Consider the following 23,549-nt stretch of genomic DNA (forward strand, 5'->3'; position numbering starts at 1 on the left):
TTAGTGGTTTGTCGGATACGTCTTCTCGGCATTGTCGACGTTCTTGTCGAACTTCTTCTCATCGAGAGGGGGGACAGGCATCTTCGGTATCGTTGTTTCTGGCGCATCGTGCAGCGGATCGACCACCGAGGCCGTGCACAGGATCACGAGCTCGCTGACGCCTTTCGTCAAGCTCTTGCTCTTGAAGACATGGCCGATGATAGGAACGTCGCCAGCGCCTGGCACTTTGGAAAGAACATCCGTCGTGGTGTGATTCAGCAGCCCCGACAGCATAAAGCTTTGTCCGCTGCGCAGCTCGATCTCCGTTTCGGATCGGCGGGTGGACAGTGCCGGAATGGTAAAGCCGGAGATGCTCACCGCATTCGCATAGTCCAGCGTGCTGACCTCCGGTGTCACCACCAGATGAATCGTTCCATCCTCGTTGACGACAGGCAGGAATTCCACCTTCACGCCATATTGCTTGAACACAACAGACACTGCCGTTGAGTTGCCGGTGCCCCCCTGCACGATAGGGACAGGAAATTCACCACCGGAGAGGAAGCGCGCCGTCTTGCCGCTCAGCGTCGTCAACGTCGGCTCGGCGAGGATTTGAAGCAGATTCGCCGTCTCAAGATCCGCCACGGTAAGGCCAAAGCCGTGCTCGAAATTGTAAAAGAAGAAGTTCAGCGCGTTGCTGGCCGTAGCCGTCGCCGAGGTGCTGGCGCCTGTTCCAGTCGCGGTGATCGACGACGGATATTGACCTGTCGTCACCGAGCCGACATTACTGCCGAAGGCCCGTGAGATGTTGATGCCGAACTGGACAAGCTTGGAGCGGTCGACCTCCGCCACCGTGAGCTTCAGCTGCACCTGCTTGCCGTGCGCCGGCACCACTCTGATCGAGTTCACGACGTCCTTGCCGTACATCCCAGCTAGCTTCACCGCGCCTTCGGCGATCTCCGGCGTTGGAACGGTGCCTGTAAGCGTGACGTGGTCTTCGCTTGCGGTAGAGGTAATGATGTCGTTTGGATACGCGGAGCGCAGAGAGGCACTTAGACCGGAGGTGTCCACATCCGCATGGACGGTATACATCGTCGAGTGGTCCGCCGTGTCCCATACTACGAGGGTACTGACGCCGGCAGCTTTTGCTGTAAGCACCACCTCTTGCGGCCCCGAGGTGTACGTCTGCAGGATGGCCGGATTGCCCACGTAGATGCGACGCAGCGGATTGACGTCATGCAGCATCAGCGACTGGCCCACCAGCACATGCAACGTGTCCGTGCTGGATGCGGCGTGCACCGCCATCGGTAAAGGGACAAGCGCTGTTACCGGCGTAGCCGGTGCGGCAGGCGTCGCAGCCCTGGGCGCCATGGCAAGTAGCACGGGCTTTGCAGGCTGCTGCGCAACAACGGCAACCGACAGGCAGAGCGCCGCTGCGCCGCAGACAAAATGGGAGGTGACAATCTTCATCGCGTCGGTACCTTGAAGGTGTCTGTGGTCGACTTATCGCCACTGACTGTTTCGACACTGATGGACGCGGGAGGATCGACAACACGGACGGGCGTGGGACGAGGACGAGGCCCCGGCGCGGACGAGGCATTCCCGGAGAGGTCCGCCTTCATGCCGCCGACCAGCAGGCCCAGCTGCATCGGGGGCCCGACTTCAGCCTGCACCTTGTCGGTGCCGCTGCGCAGCACAAAATGGATCGGACCCTGCTGACTCGCAAAGACCGCACGCTCAGCATCGTCGGGCTTGAGCAGAAGCGTGACCACGTTGACGGTCGCAGGCTTGCCCTCCGGGTCGGGTTGAATCTGGTGACCCGTGGTGACGACTTCGGCATTCTGCAGAATAGTGACCGTGACAGGGACCGACTCTTCCTTGCTCTTCACCTGCAGCGAGGCGAGCACATCCACATGCGAGCCCGGCATCAGGAAGCCGGCCACGCCGACGATGTCATCCGAACGCAGCGCCACAGCGCGCATGCCATCCGGGATCTTGCCCGCAAGACCAGCGCCTGCGCCAGTCGCGGAGAGAAATCTTTCAGTAATCGGTTGCCCTTTGTCGATGGGATAAAGCAAACCGCGGCCGATGAGTGCATCCGGCTTCGCATACCCATCGGGAATCGGCTGGCTGGCCGGCCAGGTGACCATCTCCAGGCTGTCCGCCTTGATAATCTCGCCCGCGGCCAGGGGCCGTAGCGGAGCGACGTAGCTGAGTTCGGGAGCCTTCGCCGTCGAGCGCGCCCTGAGCGCGCGGCTCAGCAGGTAGGTACAGGTGCCTGAGATGAGCAGGCCAATTAAGAGGGCCGTCGCCATTCGCCGAAAGTTCATTGCAGCACACTCCTCTGGGCAAAGGCATCCGTCGTCAGGCGTCCGCACGACAACCGGCCTCTTCGAACCGGTTCAAGCATCGGGCCGCATTGCGGCCTGGCCTCTGGCGCCTTTGCGATCCTCGCCAGTCTTGCGATCGTGGGGGCCGCGGAGGTCCTGGCACCGATGCCACTGCGTTCAGGCTGTCGTGTGCTACAGGTTTTCCGGTTTGCCTCTCGTGTATTGAGAGACGCGTTGAGGGTTGAACGGCGGGTGGCTTTGGAGCCACCCGCCGCAAGGAGAAGCAACCGAGGGTGACGAACTAGACAGCGCTGGTGAGCTGGCTTCCAACTGTGTTGAATGCGGTGCTGATCTTGGTGGCGAGGGTGGACATGGCGGCGACGGCAGCGAGGCCGATGAGGCCGGCAACCAGAGCGTACTCGATGAGATCCTGACCGGACTCTTCCTGCAGCAGATTCTTGATGAACGACATGTGACTTCTCCTGAAATTTCGAATTGATCGGAGAAGCCTGCGGAGTGAGTGGGGGCACTCGGGTGAACTCTGCAACTCCCTCGATCTGTTGCAACGTTAGCCGCCACAGCAGAGGACCTCAATCACCTGAATGGTCTATCGGGCACCCTGGTAATGGTACGTACCGGGGACAACCCCCTGACCCGTTCGTTGGATATCGGTGTCGACAATTCGCAGAATCAAGCGCTTCCAGCCGGCAGGAACTCGTGGCTCATCAATAGCGGCGCGGCTTTGCACCTCTCTATCGGCGCTGCAGGAGGGGTTGTACAGTCCTTCGATGTAACTTACGTAGTGTCCCTCATTGCACCAAAGGGCCGTTCGAAGGTAGGTAACCTGTACTGCTTTCGTGCGCGGGCGAGGCGCTGCCTCGGCTATTCTTCGGGGGATGGCGACCCAGGATGAACGCAGTGTGAAGGACCGGCTCCTGAGCCTGCCCGTAACGATGGGCTACGCTCTCGCTGCGCTGGTCTTCATCGTCACACCGCGTTCCATGAGCGATCCCGACATCTGGTGGCACCTGCGCAACGCCCAGATCCTGCTCCAGACCCACCGCTTCATCACCCAGGACATCTATTCCTCCACCGCGCTCCATGCCGCGTGGATGAACCATGAGTGGATCGCCGAACTGCCCTTTTACTGGGGCTGGCAGATCGCCGGCGGCAAGGGCGTGTGGTTCGTCAACGCCGTCGCGATCGCACTCGTCACGGTCGGCATCTACGTCGTCAGCTATCGCCGCTCGAAGAGCGCAGTCGGCTCCTTCGTCGTGACGCTTGCGGGCATGCTTCTGTCCAGCGTGTCGTACGGTCCGCGCACACTCCTCTTTGGCTGGATGTGCCTCATCGTGGAGATGTACCTGCTCGAGTGCATCTACGACAAGGAGAAGCCGCGGCCTGCCATGGCGTGGCTGCTACCTCCGCTCTATATCGTCTGGGTCAACACGCATGGCTCGTGGCTGATCGGCATCGCGCTGCTCGGAATCTTCTTCCTTACTGCGGCCTTCCCGTTTCGTTGGGGAGCCATCTCCAGTCGCGGCATGGACTCGAGAACCCGCACCACGATGATCGGCGCAATCCTCACCAGCGTCGCCGCGCTCTTCGTGAACCCGTACGGCTGGAAGCTGGTTGCCTATCCCTTCAACCTCGCCTTCCACCAGAAGCTCAACATCGAGAACGTGGAAGAGTGGAAACCCACCGACGTACACACCGTGCGCGGCGAGATCCTCCTTGTGCTGCTTGCCATCGCTATCATTTGGCAGATCTACAAGCAGCGCGAGTGGGAGCTGCACGACCTCGCCTTCGTCGGCGCCGGCCTCTACTCCGCGCTCAGTCACTCGCGCTTCCTCTACATGTTCGCCATCACTGCGGCGCCCGCGTTTGCCATGCGCTTCCCTCCTGTCAAGCGAGGTGAGAACTATCGCCCCAAGCCGCTGCTGAACTTCGCAGCCATGGCCGTGCTGACCATCATGGCCGTCAAGCAGTCCATGCTCGTCAAGGACGTCGACTCCCAGAAGACAATGCCACTCTTCCCCGTCGATGCCGTCGCCGACCTGCGCGCGATGAACCTGCAGGGTCGTGTCTTCAACGACTTCCTCTGGGGCGGCTACATGATCTGGAACCTGCGTGACATGCCCGACTTCATCGATTCGCGCGTCGATATCTTCGAGTACAACGGAACCTTCAAGGACTACCTCGACATCGTTCGCCTCAAGAACACCGAGAAGCTGCTCGATCAGCAGAAAATCCGCTATGTGCTCTTCGAGCAGGATGCTCCGCTCGTCTATCTCCTCGAACGCACCTCGCACTGGAAGATCGACTACCTCAAGGGCAACGTGGTACTGCTGGAGCGGACGACTCCGCTGCCCAACTGAGCGCGGAGCCGGAGGCCGAGCCTTGCGAGTGATCCTTCCCCTCGGAGCGTTAGCCGCACTCCTGCTCCTTGGAGCGGGGTCGCTGGCTTACGCCGCGCATCGGTTCCGCCTGCCCGAACCCACTGGCTCCTACGCCGTCGGCACTAGGATTCTCTATCTCAGCGAATCAGGCCGCGCCTTGGATGGATCGCCTGATCCTCACTCGACCCGCCCGCTCGTCGTCCAGCTCTGGTACCCGGCAGTACCCTCGAACGCTCCTGTCGCGAACGCTCGTCGCCTGAAGGAGACCACATGGCGGGACGTCTACCAGGCCGCGGTTCCCACCCATTCACGCTGGAACGCCCCCGCCGCCGTAGCCCGCGAGCCTCTTCGCGTGCTGCTCTATAGCCCGAGGTGGCGCGGCGAACGCACCCAGAACACCATCGCCTTCGAGGAGCTCGCCAGCCATGGCTACGTGATCGCCGCGGTCGACCACCCGCTGAACGCCGAGCGGATGGAGCTCGCCGATGGCACGGTGATCTATGGTTCCCAGCAGCTGCAGGGTCCGCACGGCGTCACCGCCACCGCCCAGCAGCAGATGGATTACTGGAATCAGCAACTCGACGTATGGGCCACGGACATGCGTGCTGCGCTAGATCAACTTGATAGGCTCAACAACGATCCCCATGACGCACTGCACCATCGTCTCGATACGCAACACGTCGGAGCCTGGGGACATTCCTTCGGCGGAGCCGCCGCTCTGCGGCTCTGTGGTCTCGATCCGCGCATCGTCGCGGCGGTAAACCTCGACGGCTGGACCTTCGCCGGTCTCGATCAACGCACTGCGGCGCAGCAGGTGATGATCGTCTACGAGGACGTAAGCCGCGAACGCGAGCTCGACCTCCAGACTCTGCCCACACCTGGGGGAGTCGCGAATCCCGAAGACAAGATGGATCGCGAAGACTTCCGGCTCACCCGAGAGAGCCTCCAACGCTTCGGAGGCCTGCGTCTCTTCGTCGCGGGCACCCAACACGCCGACTTCACGGACCAGCCCATCCTCCAGCCGCTCGAAAACGGGAAGAACACCGGCCCGATCGCCCCAGAGCGCAGCCAGCAGGTTCTGCGGGCGATCCTGCTAGCGTTCTTCGACCAAACCCTCCGTAATCGGTCCTCCGCGCTGCTGACGCCCGGCCAGAGCCAGCTTCCGGAAGTCCGCGTCGAGCGCTGGCCGGCGCCTCGCACGCGGTAAAGCCCTCCACCGTCAGCTCCACGAGTCACCGATCGGCCAGTTACCAGAGGGGCAGCGCCCCTCGCCTGCATACCACGAAGTGGCTATCCCTTTCGCCAGGGGAACAGGCGATGCTTGCGAGAACGATCTTCTACTGCGGCCAGACCTTCCGGACGAGCCGCGAAGGCAAGCCCTCCCGTCTCCGAGCCAACGAAGAGGTAGCTAGATCCAAAGGACAACTAGGCAGGCTATGGAAAGCGCGCTGGAAGACGGCACCGTCATTCTCGAAGCACCCTCGGTGATGGAGCCGGAGGTTCTGGTCGAGGGACTGCCCCCTGCGCCCGATCCACCTCCGGGCGAGTCCCAGGCCTCCATCCTCTCGATCCTCGAATCTTCCGCCGTCAAGGCCGCGACCTGGACCGTCATCTCCTACGGCGCGGCGCAGGGCCTGCGCGTGGTCAACAGCCTGGTGCTGGTTCGCCTGCTCGTGCCGGCGGCCTTCGGCGAAATGGCCCTCGTCTCGACCATCATCGTCGGCATCTCGCTCCTCTCCGACCTCGGCCTCGGCCCCAGCATCATCCAGAGCATTCGCGGCGACGACACACGCTTCCTGAACACTGCCTGGACGCTGCAGGCCATTCGCGGTATCGCGCTGTGGTTCATCGCGATGGCCATTGCCGCCCCTGCGGCCCATTGGTACCGCGACCCAAAGCTCACCCGCGTCCTCGCCGTACTCGCGCTCAGCTGCGTCATCGGAGGCTTCAACAGCACGGGTTTTCTCACGCTCTCGCGCCATATGGGTGTCCGCCGGCTCTTCGCCATCGATTTCTCCACCCAGATCCTGGCGCTAATCGTCACCGTCGCCTGGGCCTACCGCTGGCCATCGGTGTGGGCGCTGGTCGCAGGAAACCTCGTCTCCGGCGTCTATCGCCTGGTGCTCAGCCACATCCCGGCCGTCACCCCCGGTCTGCGCAACCGCTGGTCGCTGGACCGTCAAAGCCTGAAGGACATCGTCCACTTCGGAAAGTGGATCGTGCTCGGTACTGCCTTCTACTTCTTCGCCTCGCAGGCCGACCGCCTCTTGCTCGGCCGCATGATCTCGTTGACCACACTGGGCATCTATGGCATCGCCTTCCAGATCTCCGACGTTCCGCGCTCCATCATCAATGCCTTCTCGCAACGAGTCGGTTTCCCTTTCGTCGCCAAGCTTATGCATCTTCCGCAGCAGGACTTCCGCGCGCGCTTCCTGCGCTACCGCGGCTACGCCCTGTGCGGGGGCGCCGTGATGCTCGCTGCAATGATCGTCTGGGGCAACCTGCTGATCCTCAAGTTCTACCCAGCGCGTTACCACGAGGGATCCTGGATGATCCCAGTGCTGGCCGCCGGCCTCTGGCACACGCTGCTCTACACCACCACGCAGCCGGTGCTCTTCTCGCTTGGCAAGTCCACCTATAACGCGGTGGGCAACGCTCTTTACTGTGCGGCGATGCTGATCGGTATTCCGCTTGGTTTCAGATTCTTTGGCCTGCCCGGCGCAGTCGTCGCTGTCGCTGCCGGAGACCTTCCACTCTATGTCGTCACCCAGTTCGGAGCCCAGCGCGAAGGCGTGCGGCCGCTCCGGCAGGACCTTCTGTTGACGCTGCTGTTCCTCGCACTGCTGGCTTTTGGATTCGGCCTGCGGCACTACGCCTGACGCTTTGGAGGGACGCCACGGACCGATGGAAGTATCGCCACCTGCCGCGCCCCTCTCGGAGACTCATGAAAGAACGTTCATGATCGCGACGACCGCCCATCCCGCGACGCCCTCAACGGAGGTGTCCTCCGGCCGCATCACTGCGTCTCCGCTCGGCGGAACGCTGTGGGAGCGCTTCGCCCGTGTCGCGGAGCAGCACGCGGACCGCACCGCCGTGACGCTCGATGGGATGGCCATAAGCTATCGCACGCTCGCCGCACAGGCAGAAGTTGTTGCGTCTGCACTTGCGCTTCATCATGCACAACCCGAGTCCCTCGTCGCCATCCTTACTGAACGCACCCCCACAATGGTCGCCGCCATGCTCGGCGTCATCCGTTCTGGCTCGGCATATCTCCCCATCGATCCCAAGACGCCATCGCTGCGCATCCGCGAGGTGCTGGACGATGCGAAGCCCATCGCGGTCCTCACCGACCGCGCACACCTGGCTGACTTCGCAGGCACACAGACGCCCGTCCTCATCATCGAGGACGTTCTCGCCTGTCTGATGACCGTTTCCGCGCCGCCCTGCGCCGCCACGCTCGACAGCTTCGCCTACGTTATCTACACCTCCGGCTCCACCGGCAAGCCCAAAGGCGTGACGGTGACGCAGCGCAACGTGACCCGCCTCTTCGAAGCGACCGCCCCCTGGTTCCACTTCGACCAGCATGACGTCTGGACCATGTTTCACTCCTTCGCCTTCGACTTCTCCGTCTGGGAGATGTGGGGGCCGCTGCTCACCGGCGGCCGCATGGTCATCGTGCCCTTCGCGACAAGCCGCTCGCCCGAAGAGTTCTACGAGCTCCTCGCCGCCGAGCGCGTCACCGTGCTCAACCAGACACCGACCGCGTTCAATCAGTTCATCCAGGCCGAAGAACGCGCCGCGTCCCTTGGTCGCATGCGCCCGCTCGCGCTGCGCAGCGTCATCTTCGGCGGGGAGGCCCTTAACCTTCGCGCGCTCGCGCCCTGGGTGCGCCGTCACGGCGACGCGCAGCCAGAACTCATCAACATGTACGGCATCACCGAGACCACCGTGCATGTCACCTATCGTCGCGTGCGCGAACATGACGTCGCCAGCGAGACTGAGAGCCTCATCGGCGAGCCCATCCCCGACCTCACCCTGCACCTCCTCAACGAGCAGCTGCAGCCCGTTGCCCACGGCGAAGTCGGCGAGATCTTCGTCGGCGGCGCCGGCGTAGCCCGTGGCTACCTCAATCGCCCCGAGCTTACCGCCGAGCGCTTCGTCGCCAGTCCCTTCGCACACGCCGAGACGCTCTATCGCGCCGGTGATCTCGCTCGCCGCCGTGCCGATGGCGAGCTAGTCTATATGGGCCGCGCCGATCGTCAGGTCAAGATCAACGGCTTCCGCATCGAGCTCGGCGAGATTGACTCCGTGCTCGCCGAGTGCCCGATCGTCGCACAGGCCAGCGCGCTGCCCTTCGAGCACGAAGGCCGCACGCAGCTCGCAGCCTGCATTGTTTCTCGCGAGAGCGACACGGACGAGGCTGGCGTCCGCCACTTCGTCGAGCAGCGCCTGCCTGCACACATGCGCCCTGAGCGCTATGCGTGGCTTCCCGCACTGCCCATGAACGTCAACGGCAAGGTGGATCGCGGTCCGCTCGTCGCCGCACTGAAGGAGCAGAGCCTCTACGTACGGGCCACGCAGTACGCAGGCATCGGCGATGCTCCGAAGAACCAGCTCGAGACCACGCTCGCCGAAACCTGGCGCCGCGTTCTTGGCTTGCAGCAAGTAAGCCTGGACCAGAACTTCTTCGACGCTGGCGCAAGCTCGCTAAAACTCGCCGCGCTGCGCACCGAACTCGAGCGCACGCTCGATCGTAGCGTCCCCATGGCCTGGCTCTTCGAGCACGCCACCATCCGCTCGCTCGCCGCAAGGCTCGAACGCGAGGCCAAGCCCGCGCAGGTCAGCTCCAACAGCGGTCAGCAGGACCGCGCCCGCCTGCAGCGCGAAGCTCTCGCTCGTTTGCGCAACACGCGCGCCTCCACGGAGGTCATTCGATGAGCAACCCGACGAGCTATCGGCTCGATCCGCAGGATGCGGCGAACGCCATCGCCATCATCGGGATGGCTGGCCGCTTCCCTGGCGCTCCCGACCTCGCCAGCTTCTGGCGCGTGCTTGTCGAAGGCCGCGACACCATCTCGCGTTTCCGGCCCGAGGACGCAGCCAACAACGTCCCCGGCAACTCCGACTTCATCGCCGCGCGCGGCATTCTCGAAGATGTCGGCCTCTTCGATGCAGAGTTCTTCAGCGTGCCTCCACGCGAAGCCGAACGCATGGACCCGCAGCATCGCTTACTGCTGGAGTGCTGCTGGAATGCCTTCGAAAATGCCGGCTATGATCCGCACACCTTCGCTGGCGAGATCGGCCTCTTCGCAGGCTGCGCGCTCAACACCTACCTGCTGGCGAACCTCGCGCACGACCGCGCCTTCCTCGAAGAGTTCACCAACGGCTACCAGGTCGGCGACTTCTCCTACCTCACCGGCAACGACAAGGACTTCCTCACCACCCGCATTGCGTACAAGCTCAACCTGCGCGGACCTGTGATGACCGTCCAGGGAGCCTGCGCGACGTCGCTCGTTGCCGTTTGCCAGGCTGCGCAATCGCTGCTCAACTACCAGTGCGACATGGCGCTCGCCGGCGGCGTCTCCATCACCTTCCCGCAGCATCGCGGCCACATCGCGCAGGAAGGCAGTCTGACTTCGCGCGATGGCTTCTGCCGCCCCTTCGATGCGCAGGCCAGCGGCACCCTCTTCGGCCACGGCTCCGGCATCGTGCTGCTCAAGCGCTACGACGATGCCGTGCGCGACCGAGACAACATTGCCGCTGTTATCCGCGGCTACGCCGTCACCAACGATGGCTCGCAGAAGGCCGGCTACATGGCGCCCGGAGTCGATGGCCAGTTGCGCGCGATCACCGCCGCGCAGGCCATGGCCAACGTCAGCCCCGACACCATCACCTACATCGAGGCCCACGGCACCGGCACACCGATGGGCGACCCCATCGAAGTCTCCGCGCTCACGCAAGCCTTCCGCAGAGGCACGGACCGCGAAGGCTTCTGCACCCTCGGCACTGCCAAAGGCAACATCGGCCATCTCGACGCGGCTGCCGGTGTCACGGGCCTCATCAAGACCGTGCTACAGATGCAGCACCGCACACTGCCCGCTCTCGCACACTACACCGCACCAAATCCCGAGCTTCACCTCGCAGGCTCGCCCTTCCGCCTCATCGGGGCACCGGAGCCATGGACCCCTCCGTCCAGCGATCTACCCCTCCGCGCCGGCATCAGCGCCTTCGGCGTCGGCGGAGTCAACGCGCACATCGTCCTTGAAGAAGGGCCAGCCATCGAAACGTTCGCTGCACGCCGCGAGCGTCAAGTGCTCTGCCTCTCCGCGCGCACGCCGGAAGCACTTGCACAAGCAAAGCTCGCACTCGCCGATCATCTCGAGCTTCACCCCGCAACCAACCTCGCCGACGCAGCCTACACCCTCGCTACAGGCCGTCACACCTTCGCCTCGCGTTGGGCCATCGTCGCTGCAACGCCCGAAGACGCAGTCGACGCGCTCCGCTCCAGTCAATCACCCGCACCGCCTGCGCATTCACAACGCAGCATCGTCTTTCAGTTCCCCGGCCAGGGTTCTCAATTCACCGCCATGGGACGGGAGCTTAACGCAAGCGAACCCATCTATCGCGATACGCTCGACCTCTGTCTCTCCATCGCCGAACAAGCCGGAGCCCACGGTCTTCGCCAGCTTATCTTCGGCGATCCCGCCAATGACGAAGCCGAAGTAGAACTCGCTCAGACCCGCTTCGCCCAGCCCACGCTCTTCGCCGTCGAGCTCTCGCTCGCCACTCTCTGGCAGAGCTGGGGCGTGCAAGCTGCAGCGCTCGTCGGCCACAGCGTGGGCGAGTACGTCGCCGCTGTACTGGCGGGCGTTATGTCCACGGAAGATGCCATGCAGCTCGTCTGCCTGCGTGGCAACCTCATGCAGTCGATGCAGACCGGCGCCATGCTCTCTGTCGCGCTCGGCGAAGACCGCATCGATGCCTACGCCAGCGACGCCATCAATGTGGCAGCTTACAACTCGTCACGCACTAGCGTGCTCGCCGGCCCCTTCGAGGCCATCGAAGCAGTTGAGGCTAAGCTCGCGGAAGAGAAGATCGCGTGCAAGCGCTTGAAGGCCTCGCACGCCTTCCACTCGCACATGATGCAGCCCATGCTCCAGACCTTCGAGGCCGCGGTGGCAAAGGTTACACTGCGAGCGCCCGATCGGCCCTACGTCTCTACCGTCACCGGCGATTGGATCACCGCCGAGCAGGCCACCGACCCGCGCTTCTGGGCCGAGCAAGTGCGCCGCCCTGTCCGCTATGCGCAGGCGCTCCGCACCTTGATCGATGCAGGCCACGACACGTTCCTCGAGTGCGGCCCAGGCGAGGCGCTTACCTCGCTCGCGCTGCACCAGCGCGCCAACGCACCCGAGATGCTCGCCATCGCTTCTCTCCCCGGCACAAAGTCCAGCGGTCGCGCGCGAGACACACGTGATGCCGTTGCTGCACTGTGGACCGCAGGAGTCGCCATCGACTGGCCGCGCTATTACGCCAGCGAGCAGCGTCATCGCATCAGCCTTCCCACCTATCCGTTCCAACGCAAGCTGTATTGGGTAGAGCTCCCTGCGACGCACACCGCCGCGTTCTCTGCCCAGGCCACTCTTGAAGGAGCCCCAGCGACCATGACTCCGAACCAGGCAATGCTCTCGACCTCCAATGGGCCTCAGGCTTTACCGCCGCGCCTCGAACGTCTGCAGCAGGAAGCCGCGTCGCTCTTCACCGAGCTCAGCGGCGTCGACATCTCGCCTGCAGAGTACAGCCTCACCTTCCTCGAGCTCGGACTCGATTCCCTCTTTCTCACCCAGGCCACGCTAGCGGTCAGCCGCAAATTCGGCGTGAAGATCACTCTTCGCCAGGTGATGGAGCAGCTCTCGACAATCGCCTCGCTCGCACAGCATCTCGATGCGCACATGCCGCCCGACGCTGTCGCGCCCGCTCCGGTAGCCGCGCCTCCATCAGCCTCCTCGGTCTCCGCACCACAGTTCGCAGCCTCTGGCTCCTCCCCATCGTCCTCATCTATCGATCAGCTCTTCGCCAGTCAGGTTGTCGAACTCTCCGCGATGTTCGCGCAGCAGGTCGCCGCACTGCAGGCAGCGGTTCAGTCCGGAACTTCCGCCGCACTCCCCGCAGCGTCAATCACCGTTCCCGTGCCAGCCGCTCCGATGAAGACCGCAGCTCCCGTCACGCAAGCCGCTGCTGCGCTCGATACGAAGCACGGCTCCTTCCGTCCTCCGCAACGCGCCTCGCAGGAGATCACAGCGCAGCAGCGCAACTACATCGAAGCCCTCATCGCCCGCTACACCGCGAAGACTCCAGGCTCCAAGCAACGCACCGCGGCTGACCGCGCCCGCCTCGCTGATCCTCGCGCCGTTGCCGGCTTCCGGCCACAGTGGAAGGAGATGGTATACCCGCTGGTCACCGACCGCGCTCGCGGCTCACGCCTGTGGGACATTGACGGCAACGAGTACATCGACATCGTCAACGGCTACGGCTGCATTATGTTCGGCCATTCGCCTGGGTTCGTCGTTGAAGCCGCGCACGCGCAGCTGGATCGCGGCGTCGCCATCGGTCCGCAGTCCGCTCTCGCCGGCGAAGTCGCCGAGCTCATCTACGAGCTCACCGGCAACGAACGCGTGACCTTCTGCAACACTGGCAGCGAAGCTGTGATGGCTGCCATTCGCGTCGCGCGCACCGTCACCGGGCGCGACAGCATCGTGTACTTCGCGGGCGACTATCACGGCACATTCGATGAGGTGCTGGTTCGCAAGACCCCGCGCGGCAGCGCTCCCATCGCCCCCGGCATTCCATTCGACAACGTGAAGAATGTCACGGTGCTCGACTACGGCACACCCGAGGCTCTCGACTTCATTCGCAGCAACGCCGATGACATCGCTGCCGTGCTCATCGAGCCCGTGCAGACGCGCCATCCTGAGAACAAGCCCTTCGACTTCATCCGCGAGATTCGCCGCATCACCGAGCAGCACGGCGCCGCGATGATCCTCGATGAGGTCGTCACCGGCTTCCGCGTCGCACCCGGCGGCGTGCAGGAGTACCTCGGCATCCGCGCCGACATGTGCACCTACGGCAAAGTCATCGGCGGCGGCCATCCTATCGGCGTACTCTCCGGCAAGGCGCAGTATCTCGATGCCCTCGACGGCGGCGCTTGGAGCTATGGCGACGACTCCATCCCCGAGGTCGGGGTCACCTTCTTCGCAGGCACCTTCGTTCGTCATCCACTCGCGATGGCTGCAGCCCGCAGCGTTCTGCAGCACCTCAAGCAAAACGGACCTGCACTGCAGCAGACCCTCAACGCGAAGACCAAAGCGATCGCCGAATCGCTCGATGCGTTCCTGCAGGAGCGTGGTGTGCCGGTGCGCATCGATCACTTCTCGTCGTGGTTCTACTTCGCCTTCCCCAACGACACGCCACTCGGCACCCTGTTTTATTACGCAATGCGCGCGCGCGGCATTCATATCCAGGAAGGCTACCCGTGCTTTCTCACCACCGCACATAGCGATGCCGACTTGGCCGCGATCGAGGAGGCCTTCCGCGATACCATCCTCGAGTTACAGCAGCATGGTGTTTTGCCTTGCAGTGCCCCTGCCGCATGTCGCGTACCGGAGCCGACCGAGTCGGAGGCAACCCTCACACCTTCGCGCGTCGCACTCACCGAACCGCAGCGCGAGATCTTCCTCGCTGCCGCGCTCGATCGCGAAGCGAACTGCGCCTTCAATGAATCCGTGCTGGTTCGCCTCATCGGCCCCGTGCGCGAGGCCGATCTTCGCTTTGCCATCGATGTTGTCGTCGCTCGGCATGATGCCCTGCGCAGCGTCGTAAGTGAAGATGGCGAGTCGCTCTGTATCGCGCCCGCGTACGAAGGCCCCGTAGACTGGATTGATCTCACGGCGCTCGCTCCCGAAGCACAGGAAAACGCCCTGCGCTCTCACAGCAGTGAAGATGCCCGCAAGCCCTTCGACCTGCACGCAGGACCCCTGCTTCGCATCGCTGCCTTCCGGCTCAATGAGCAGAGCATAGCGCTGCTGCTCACGGGACATCACATCGTGCTCGATGGCTGGTCCGCGAACCAACTGCTCGAAGAGATTGCCGCGGTATACAGCGGTGGATCGCGTGCGCTGACAGAGCTGTCGCCGCTGATGCCTTTCAGCCGCTACGCTGCAACGCAACGTGAGCGCGAACGGCGAGGCGAGTTTGAAGCGAATGAGCGCTATTGGGTGAACAAGTTCGAAGGCCGCTCGCCCCGCCTCAACCTTCCCACCGACAACACGCGTCCGCCGGTCAAGGCCTATGCCGGCGCAACCTACAGCGGGCACATTGCCATCGACCGTTATGAGCGGCTCAAGAAGTTCAGCGCGCGCAACGGTTGCAGTCTGTACGTCACGCTGCTGGCCGGGTTCGAGCTGTTGTTGCACAGGCTCACCGGTCAGGAGGAGTTGGTTGTCGGCATCTCCACCGCCGCGCAAGCCCTGCTCGAAGGCGAGAGCCTCGTTGGCCACTGCGTCAACTATCTTCCCGTGCTTAGCGAGCTGACGTCCAACGAGACGGCGCTGGCCCACGTGAAAGCCACGCGCACCGCACTCCTCGATGCGCAGGAGCATCAGGAATTCACCTACGGCAGCCTGCTGCGTCACCTCAAGCTGGAGCGCGAACCGGGCCGACTGCCACTGATTGAGGTGCAGTTCAACCTCGAACGTGTCGGCGACAGCGCGCGCTTCGAGGGCCTCACCGCCGAGATCTCCAGCCAGCCCAAGCAATTCGTCAACAGCGATCTCTTCCTCAACGTCATCGAACGTTCCGACGGGCTGCACTTCGCCTGCGATTACAACACCACGCTCTTTCTTGAGTCGACCATCGCCCGCTGGATGAGCCACTGGGAGCAGCTGCTGGATAGCCTGATGCAACAGCCAGAGGCTCCAGCAACCGCGCTGGAACTGCTCACGCCTCAAGAGCAGAAATCGCTGCGTGACACATGGAACGACACCACCGTAGACTTCGGGCCCTTCACCGCGCTTCCTTCCATCGTGGCGCAGCATGCAGCGTCGATGCCGTCCAAGGTCGCACTCGAATGCAACGGTCGCGTCTGGACCTTCGCCGAGTTGGACGAGTATGCCACCCTGCTCGCGCATCGTCTGGTACACGAGGGTCTGCGACCCGGTGAGCTCGTCGGCATCTGCATTGAGCGTTCGCTCGAGATGGCTGGCTCGCTCCTCGCTGTGATGAAGGCTGGCGGAGCGTATGTGCCTCTTGATCAGCGCCATCCGCAGGACCGCCTGCGCGGCATCGTCGAGGATGCAGGTTTGAAGCTGCTGCTCACCGGCCGCGATCCGAGCATTGTCGCCAACACCCGCATGCTCAACATCACGGGACCGCAACCCCGCGTCATGGACCCGCTGCCGACGACGATTGCACCCCACGACGCGGCCTACGTCATCTACACCTCCGGCTCCACGGGCAAACCCAAGGGTGTGGCGATCCCACACAGCGCGCTAATGAACCTGCTGCACTCCATGCAGCACGAACCCGGGCTGGGCAGCGACGATGTCCTCATCGGCGTCACAACGCTCGCCTTCGATATCGCCGCTCTCGAGATGTTCCTGCCCATGCTCAGCGGAGCGAAGCTGGTCATCGCCACGGATGAGCAGGTGAGCAACGGCGATCTGCTGCTCGAGCTCGCAAAGCGCAATCACGCGACGCTGCTCCAGGCGACACCCGGCCTCTGGCGCATCCTCATCGACGCAGGCTGGGACAGCACAACGCCCCTCAAGGTGATGTGCGGCGGCGAAGCTCTCCCGCGAGACCTCGCCAACCAATTGCTTGCGCGCTCCTCCAGCGTATGGAACGTCTATGGCCCGACAGAGACGACGATCTGGTCCTCCGCCACACGCGTCGCAGCCGGAGACGGCCCCTTGCGCCTCGGCATTCCTATCGCCAACACACAATTCCACGTGCTCGATGAGAGGCTGAACCTCTGCCCCATCGGAGTTGCAGGAGAACTCTGCATCGGAGGAGATGGACTCGCACTCGGCTACTGGCATCGCGAGGAACTCACCGCGGAGCGGTTCGTCACCGCGCCGCGGATTGCCACGCGCATCTATCGCACCGGTGATCTCGCTCGCCGCCATGGAGACGGCTCCATCGAGCTGCTCGGCCGCAGCGACTTCCAGGTGAAGATCCGCGGCTATCGCATCGAGCTTGGAGAGATTGAGGCCGTGCTCGCCACAGACCCCGACGTACGAGAGGCCATCGTGCTCGCCCAGAAGGACGCGGGCTCGGATAGTGCACGCCTCGTTGCCTTCCTTGATGCCGGACGGCACAGCAGCGATTCGCAGCTCAGCGAGCGCGTTCGTCGCATCGCCGAACGCGAACTTCCCGCGTACATGGTGCCGCCAACCATGCTCGTGCTATCCGAATTTCCGCGGCTGCCCAACACCAAGGTCAATCGCAAGGCGCTTCTGCAGATGGTGGATGGCTCGCCTTCGCAAGCAGAGAAGCGACAGTTCGTGGCGCCATCGACACCAGAGCAGGTGCAGCTCGCGGGTATATGGGCTGAGGTGTTGAAGCTCGACATGGTCAGCGTCGAACAGAGCATCTTCGAGATGGGAGCTGATTCACTCGCAATCTTCCGCATCGCAGCGCGAGCGCAACGTGAAGGCTTGCCGGTCAAGGCCGCGCAGATCTTTGAACATCGCACGGTAGCTGCGGTCTGTGGCGCACTGCCGAAGACTCCGTCGGAAGCAAAGCCTCGTGGGCCGGCCCGCATCACCGCCGTGCCGCGCGAGAGGTTCAAGGTAACGAGGTAAGGAGACGTGGCACTCGAACTGGACGAATTCGTACGTGAGCCGCAGACTGCGCAGGACGCCGTCTCTGGGGACCTCTACGCCATGCCGGCCACGCGCGGCCAGATGCGCTTCTGGTCGCTCGACCAGCTCAATCCGGGCAATCCCGCTCTGAACATGCCGCTCATGTGGCAGTGCGACGGCGCTCTGGACATCATCGCGCTGGAACGCGCCTTCGCAGTCTGCACCGAACGCCACGAGTCGCTGCGCACAACATTCGCACTGCGCGGCGGCCAGTTGATGCAGCTCATCCACCCACAGATGCATGTGCCCATGCCGCTCGACGATGTGAGCAGCCTGCACGGCGAAGAGCGGCGTCAAACCGCAGATCGCATTACCCGCGATCACGCCGCCTTTCACTTCGACCTTGAGCACGGTCCTCTGCTTGCGCTGCACCTTGTCCGCTTCAGCGAGTCGCACCACCTGTTGCTTGTCACCATGCACCACATCATCTGCGACGGCATCTCCAACGGCATACTGATGCGCGACATGCTGGAGTTCTACGAGGCCGAGGTGCACGGCACGATACCGCAACTTCCTGAGCTGCCCATCCAGTTTGGCGATTACGCCGTGTGGCATGAGGACTGGTGCCACAGCGAAGAACACGAGCGCTCTCTGGACTTCTGGCGCAACACACTGGGCCGCGGCTTCGCGCCCATCGCACTGCCCACGGATCCCGATGCAGCGAGTCTTCTACCCGAGCACAAGAAGCATGCCACGGGGGATATCCAGACACTCCTTCTGCCCTCTGACCTCACGCAGCGGGCGCTCGCTTACTGCGCGAAGGAAGGCGTCACGCTCAACGTGCTGCTCTTTACAGTCTTCGCTGCAATGCTCGCACGCGCCACGGGCCGGCGCGATCTCACCATCGGGTCTCCCTGCGCCAATCGCAGCGAAGAGACGGAAGAACTCATCGGCCTTTTCATGAACATCCAGGTGATGCGAGCGGTTGTCCGCGAGAACATGAGCTTCCGCGAACTACTCGATGCCGTCAACGCATGGACCCTGGCAGCCGTAGAACATCAGGCTCTGCCCTTCGAAGATCTCATCCACGACAGCTATTTCCGTGGCGACAACTCGCTCGAGATCCCGATCTTCTTCCTCTATCAGAGGTCCTTTATGCTCGCGCGCCGCATCGCCAGCGCAGAGGGCAGCATGCATATCGTTCCCCTGCGGTCGGAGAGCCCGGGCGCAGTCTTCGACATGATGTTCGCCGTCGTCGATCGCGAAGAGGAAGGCCCGCGCCTGCAGCTCGAGTTCAACCCGCAGCTGCATCGTCCGGATACCATCCGCGGCTACCTCCGTCTCTTTGTTGAGCTCATGCAAGCCGCCCTAGATGACCCAACGACTGCAGTCGATCACCTCGCTGTCACCAGTGATGAAGCACGCGCGGTCGTCGGCCGTGGCAGTTCGAATCAGGCCCCTGCTGTGCAGCGCATCGCGATGCATCAGCCGACGATCGACGACCAGCCTTATATGGCTCCTCGCGACGTGCTGGAACGGCAGCTCGCTGAGATCTGGCAGACCACTCTGGGCATCGAACGCATCGGTGTCGAGTCCAGCTTCTTCTCGCTGGGCGCCGGCTCACTCGCAGCACTGCGGCTTGTGACGCGCATGAATCGCACCTTCGCGATGGAGATCGGCCTCGCCGGCCTGGTAGGCTCGCCCACCATCGCCGCCATCGCGAACCTGATCCGCCTGCGCGTCTCCGCTCGCAGCGAGTCTTCGCTCGTGGCGTTGAAGCCGGAGGGCTCGCGTGAGCCATTGTTTATTGTTCACGGCGTTGGCGGCAACGTCATCAGCTTCTATGGTCTGGCGCGGCGCATCGGCGCGGATCGCCCGGTGTATGGCATCCAGGCCCAGGCATTGCTTCCAGGCAAGCCGGCGCTGCTGCGAATGAAAGACCTCGCTGCGTTCTACATCGCGGAGATGCGTACCCTGCAGCCGCAAGGCCCCTACTATCTGCTCGGCTACTCTTTCGGTGGAACGCTGGCGCTCGAGATGGCCCAGCAGCTTCGCGCCACGGGACAAGAGATCGCCCTGCTTGGAATGTTAGATTCCCGCACCCGTCGCTTCGATGAAGAACAGCGCAGCAACTTCTCCACGCAAGAGAAAGTGAACCAACGAGTCGGACGTCTTCGCGGGAACACGGAGACGCTCAGCATTGACGCCCGTCGCAACTACATCGCAAGCAAGCTGCACACGCGCGCCATCCGGTACGCTGCTCAGCTGAGCGCGAAGTTCGGTGTCCGGATGCTGCCCTCGTGGTTCAAGGACGCCAACGAGATCAACGTCGTCGCCATCAACGAGTACGAGCCGAAGACTTATGACGGCACCCTGACGCTCTTCCGCGCGCGCGACCAGGACTTCCCCAACGCCGCGATTGAGCTCGGCTGGAAGGAAGTCATCCACGGCAGCATCGCGATCCGCGAGGTCGATGGCAATCACGAGCGGCTCTTCCTCGAACCAGGCATCGACGCCCTCGCGGAATACCTGAACGAGGCCCTGCGATGAGCGACATCGGTACGCCCATCGCACCGCCCCGCCGCATCTTCCTGCTGCTCTCTCCACGCTCGCTTTCCTACGCGAAGAGCGGCATCGCGAGCCTGCTTCGTCACGCGGAAGAGCCACTCGCGCTGCACCTCATCACCGACAGCGAGGACGACAAGCAGCAACTCGCAGACGCGTTGCACGAGCTTCTGCCCCAGGCCGCATCGCACAGCGTCACGGCCGCATCCGACCTCACCGACGCCGAAGCGACCCGCTTCGCGAGCTGGCCTCATCTGCGCGCCTTTCGCTCTGGACACGGCTGCTGGCGTAAGATCACTGATCCCTTGCTGATGAGCGATCCGGGTGAGGAGATCGTCGTGATCGACCCCGACACTTTCTTCCCCAATCGCTTCCGCTTCGAGCCAACGCCCGCGATAGGCCTCCGCCTGATGTGGCAGCAGCCCAACTGCCTTCTGCCGCAGGAGGTCGTACGCCACGCACTCGACAATGACATTCGCCTCGCGCGCCATGTGGACATTGGCGTCGCGCAATGGCGCGCCCCGAATGAAGACACGCTGGAGTGGCTCGACTGGCTCATCGCACGCCTTGGCGGAGCCCAGCTTCCGCGTGTGATGCATGTCGAGGCCATCGTATGGTCTGCGCTTGCCATGAAGCTTGGTGGCTCCTACCTCGACCCGACGCAGTGGGTCTGCTGGCGTCGCACGCAGATCAAGCGAGTCGCGCGCAAGCTCGGCATCCCCGGTGAGACGCTGCTGCGCATCGAGCCCTGGGCCGCAATGAAATGCTTTCACGCGGGTGGCGAAGCCAAATCCTGGGTCGTACCCGCAGAGCAGAGAGGCATCATTCATCAGGACGGTGCGTGCCTGGAGCGTGGCCGCGCACTTCCCTTCGTGGAGCTCTCGCGCAAACGTTACGAGGCCGAGCAGACCGCTAAGCGAATGCTCGCCAGCCTGGGCTACTATCGCCTCTTCCACGCTGGGAGAGCCTGATCGTGACGATGCGTGTACTGCTCGTCGCGGAGAATGCCTCCACGCGATGGGGCGGTGAAGCCATCCTTCCCTATCACTACCTCCGCGTCCTTCTCGAGCGTGGCGTCGACGTGCACCTCATCGTGCACGAGCGCTGCCGCGTGGAGCTTGAAGCGCTCTTTCCTGCGCATCTCCATCGCCTCCACTTCATCCCCGACCGAACACTGCAGCGTCTCTTCCATCGCATCTCTTCGCTCCTGCCGCATCGCATCGCGGAGGCCACGCTCGGACTCGCGAACCAGATGATGACCCAGACCGCGCAGCGGAGCATCATCCGCTCCATGGTCGATGCCAACACCATCGTGCATCAACCCATCCCGGTCGCGCCGCGCTTTCCCTCGATGATCTACAACGTCGGTGCACCGGTCGTCATTGGTCCCATGAACGGCGGCATGGAGTATCCCCAGGCCTTCCTTCGCAGGAGGTCGACGCTGGGCCGTTTGGCAATCGATCTCGGCCGCGCCGTCAGCGACATCGTGCAAGCGCTCATCCCTGGCAAGCGCGAGGCAGCCTTCGTGCTCGTCGCCAATGAGCGCACGCGCCTCGCCCTTGGCGGCGTCCCACATGGCAAGGTGATCACCTTGCCCGAGAATGGCGTCGACCTCGCAAAGTGGTCGAACGTTTCTCCCACCAACTACGGGCCATCGCAGCCTCCGCCACGCTTTGTCTTCATGGGAAGACTTGTCGACTGGAAGGCCCTCGATATCGTGCTCGCTGCATTGACCGAAGTCGAAGGCGTCGAGCTTGACGTCATCGGAGATGGCCCCATGCTCAACTCATGGCGCAATCTCGCGCAGAACCTCGGCTTGGCCTCGCGCGTCTGCTTCCACGGATGGCTCGACCAAAGCGAGTGTGCGGCAAGGCTTCGCCGCTCCCAGGGCCTGCTGCTTCCAAGCCTCTACGAGTGCGGTGGCGCAGTAGTCCTCGAAGCGATGGCCTGCGCTCGACCAGTCATCGCAACCGCGTGGGGAGGGCCCCTCGACTATCTCGATGAAAGCTGCGGCTTCCTCATCGCCCCCACCAGCCGCGATGCCATGGTCGCCGGCTTTCGCGACGCCATGCTTCTCCTGCTCCAGCAGCCACAGCTCGTCGCGACGATGGGTGCTGCAGGCCGCGCCCGTGTGGAACAGCACTTCGATTGGGAGAGCAAGGTCGATGCCATGCTGGCGATCTACGAGTCCGCGCTGGCGTCCAAGGCAACCACGGCAGCCGAAGCCCGCGCCACAGTCATCGTTTGAGAGCGCGCCGCACCCGGCGCCTTTGCAAAGTCCTTCGGGCGCGCACGCCTCAGGAACCAGCGCTCCACCCCATACCAGCTCGCAATGGCAGCCAGCAGCGTCGGAGGCGTCGTCAACGCGAATAGCTTCCACGCCGCAAGCGGATGTCCCACGACACTCATGATGATCTGCGCCACGGGGAAGGCATACAGGTACGTGCCGTAGGAAAAATCCCCGTAGCGCCCGAACCGATGCAGCCGCAGCCGCGGAGCGAAGGCCACATACAGCGCAAGATAAGTACCTGCAAGCGGGAATACCAACGTCCATCCAAAGGGTACGAAGCACGCGGCCGCAAGCAACACCAGCGCAGCGATCGCTCCACGCGCGTGGAGTCGCAGTTCATCGCGGAAGGCATATGCTGCGACGCCCGCGAGATACAACGGCAACATCCTCGCCCACAGCTGTGGAGATCCAAGGATGCGACCCAGCACCTTCCCTCCGAGAACGATTCCCCTCACCTGCCACACCACGCTGATGCCCACCGACACTACGAAGCTCGCCAGCAACAGCCAACGCCGGCGCAGCAGCCCCAGAGCAGCCAGCGCCGCTACTCCCAGATAGCACCAGCATTCATACTGGATCGACCACAGCGAGCCATTGATCGGCCCGGGATAGGGGTTACGCAGGAACGCATGGGCATACTCGAACTCGCGCAGTCGCAGTGTCTCTTGCACAAAGTTCATAAGCGCGGGAGACGCGATCACCGCGTGCGCCAGCGGCACGACCACAAGCACCGAGACAAAAGCATTCACGATAAACGCCGGATAGATCCGCCGCGCGCGCTTCGAGAGATACGATCCCGGAGACGATCGCTCGGCACTCGCCGTGATGAGATAGCCGCTCAGCACAAAGAACAGATCCACCGCGAGCGCACCGAAGCTCATCTGCCCGCGCGTAAGCCGCGATAGCGGCTCGGTCGCCTCCGAACCCACGCCCAGCGCGTAGCTGTGGGAGTAGATCACCAGCACCGCCAGCCCAAGCCGCAGCGCATCGAAGTTGTTCGATTGGATCGGGCGTTCGCTCTGGGCATTCACTTCGTTTGGCAAGGCATCGGTCCCGGCAAGCTGGAGGGCGGCGATTCCACCCTATCGCGCCAAGCGCGACCGCGCACTAGCCCATTCGTGGAACCCCG

The 23,549-nt window shown here is 63.3% G+C and carries 12 protein-coding genes; 8 read left to right on the forward strand and 4 right to left on the reverse strand.

The window, feature by feature from the left end; translation table 11 throughout:
* From AC5E6W_RS21865 to AC5E6W_RS21875, 3 genes are all read right to left on the reverse strand, one after another.
* Positions 1-1,446 (reverse strand): type II and III secretion system protein family protein, encoded by a 1,446-nt coding sequence (locus AC5E6W_RS21865; protein WP_491754468.1) that lies wholly within the window; start codon positions 1,444-1,446, stop codon positions 1-3.
* A complete protein-coding gene (cpaB, locus tag AC5E6W_RS21870) occupies positions 1,443-2,291 on the reverse strand; it encodes a Flp pilus assembly protein CpaB (protein ID WP_491754469.1) in 849 nt (282 codons plus the stop codon). Before cpaB ends, AC5E6W_RS21865 begins: the two co-directional genes overlap by 4 nt.
* 316 nt (positions 2,292-2,607) lie before the next feature.
* Positions 2,608-2,778: a Flp family type IVb pilin gene (locus AC5E6W_RS21875; protein ID WP_491754470.1), complete on the reverse strand. Its 171-nt coding sequence runs from the start codon at positions 2,776-2,778 to the stop codon at positions 2,608-2,610.
* Positions 2,779-3,226: 448 nt separating this feature from the next.
* Here AC5E6W_RS21875 and AC5E6W_RS21880 point away from each other — a divergent pair, with 448 nt between their 5' ends.
* The 8 genes from AC5E6W_RS21880 (at position 3,227) to AC5E6W_RS21915 (ending at position 22,378) form a co-directional block, all read left to right on the forward strand.
* Positions 3,227-4,684: a hypothetical protein gene (locus AC5E6W_RS21880; RefSeq protein ID WP_491754471.1), complete on the forward strand. Its 1,458-nt coding sequence runs from the start codon at positions 3,227-3,229 to the stop codon at positions 4,682-4,684.
* Positions 4,685-4,712: 28 nt separating this feature from the next.
* Positions 4,713-5,912 (forward strand): alpha/beta hydrolase family protein, encoded by a 1,200-nt coding sequence (locus AC5E6W_RS21885; protein ID WP_491754472.1) that lies wholly within the window; start codon positions 4,713-4,715, stop codon positions 5,910-5,912.
* A gap of 229 nt (positions 5,913-6,141) precedes the next feature.
* Entirely contained in the window at positions 6,142-7,584 is a 1,443-nt protein-coding gene (locus AC5E6W_RS21890; RefSeq protein ID WP_491754473.1) for an oligosaccharide flippase family protein, read from the forward strand.
* Positions 7,585-7,663: 79 nt separating this feature from the next.
* Entirely contained in the window at positions 7,664-9,643 is a 1,980-nt protein-coding gene (locus tag AC5E6W_RS21895) for an amino acid adenylation domain-containing protein (RefSeq protein ID WP_491754474.1), read from the forward strand.
* Positions 9,640-17,565 carry a hybrid non-ribosomal peptide synthetase/type I polyketide synthase gene (locus AC5E6W_RS21900; protein ID WP_491754475.1) on the forward strand — a complete coding sequence of 2,642 codons (7,926 nt, stop codon included), beginning with the start codon at positions 9,640-9,642 and terminating at the stop codon, positions 17,563-17,565. Before AC5E6W_RS21895 ends, AC5E6W_RS21900 begins: the two co-directional genes overlap by 4 nt.
* Before the next feature lie 6 nt (positions 17,566-17,571).
* Positions 17,572-20,115 (forward strand): condensation domain-containing protein, encoded by a 2,544-nt coding sequence (locus tag AC5E6W_RS21905; protein ID WP_491754476.1) that lies wholly within the window; start codon positions 17,572-17,574, stop codon positions 20,113-20,115.
* Positions 20,112-21,101 (forward strand): hypothetical protein, encoded by a 990-nt coding sequence (locus AC5E6W_RS21910; RefSeq protein WP_491754477.1) that lies wholly within the window; start codon positions 20,112-20,114, stop codon positions 21,099-21,101. Before AC5E6W_RS21905 ends, AC5E6W_RS21910 begins: the two co-directional genes overlap by 4 nt.
* Positions 21,102-21,109: 8 nt before the next feature.
* On the forward strand, positions 21,110-22,378 hold the full coding sequence (locus AC5E6W_RS21915; RefSeq protein ID WP_491754505.1) for a glycosyltransferase family 4 protein: 1,269 nt from the start codon (positions 21,110-21,112) through the stop codon (positions 22,376-22,378).
* Here AC5E6W_RS21915 and AC5E6W_RS21920 read toward each other — a convergent pair.
* Complete coding sequence (locus tag AC5E6W_RS21920; protein ID WP_491754478.1) at positions 22,312-23,463, reverse strand: acyltransferase family protein; 1,152 nt, start codon at positions 23,461-23,463, stop codon at positions 22,312-22,314. The two genes, AC5E6W_RS21915 and AC5E6W_RS21920, sit on opposite strands and share 67 nt — an antisense overlap.
* Positions 23,464-23,549 lie beyond the last annotated feature (86 nt).

This window comes from Bryocella sp. (assembly GCF_058498515.1).

What these genes read in the sequence shown, in the direction of transcription:
- AC5E6W_RS21865 (WP_491754468.1), bottom strand. Translation starts at nt 1,446, where the DNA reads ATGAAGATTGTCACCTCCCATTTTGTCTGCGGCGCAGCGGCGCTCTGC.
- cpaB (WP_491754469.1), bottom strand. Translation starts at nt 2,291, where the DNA reads ATGGCGACGGCCCTCTTAATTGGCCTGCTCATCTCAGGCACCTGTACC.
- AC5E6W_RS21875 (WP_491754470.1), bottom strand. Translation starts at nt 2,778, where the DNA reads ATGTCGTTCATCAAGAATCTGCTGCAGGAAGAGTCCGGTCAGGATCTC.
- AC5E6W_RS21890 (WP_491754473.1), top strand. Translation starts at nt 6,142, where the DNA reads ATGGAAAGCGCGCTGGAAGACGGCACCGTCATTCTCGAAGCACCCTCG.
- AC5E6W_RS21895 (WP_491754474.1), top strand. Translation starts at nt 7,664, where the DNA reads ATGATCGCGACGACCGCCCATCCCGCGACGCCCTCAACGGAGGTGTCC.
- AC5E6W_RS21900 (WP_491754475.1), top strand. Translation starts at nt 9,640, where the DNA reads ATGAGCAACCCGACGAGCTATCGGCTCGATCCGCAGGATGCGGCGAAC.
- AC5E6W_RS21910 (WP_491754477.1), top strand. Translation starts at nt 20,112, where the DNA reads ATGAGCGACATCGGTACGCCCATCGCACCGCCCCGCCGCATCTTCCTG.
- AC5E6W_RS21915 (WP_491754505.1), top strand. Translation starts at nt 21,110, where the DNA reads ATGCGTGTACTGCTCGTCGCGGAGAATGCCTCCACGCGATGGGGCGGT.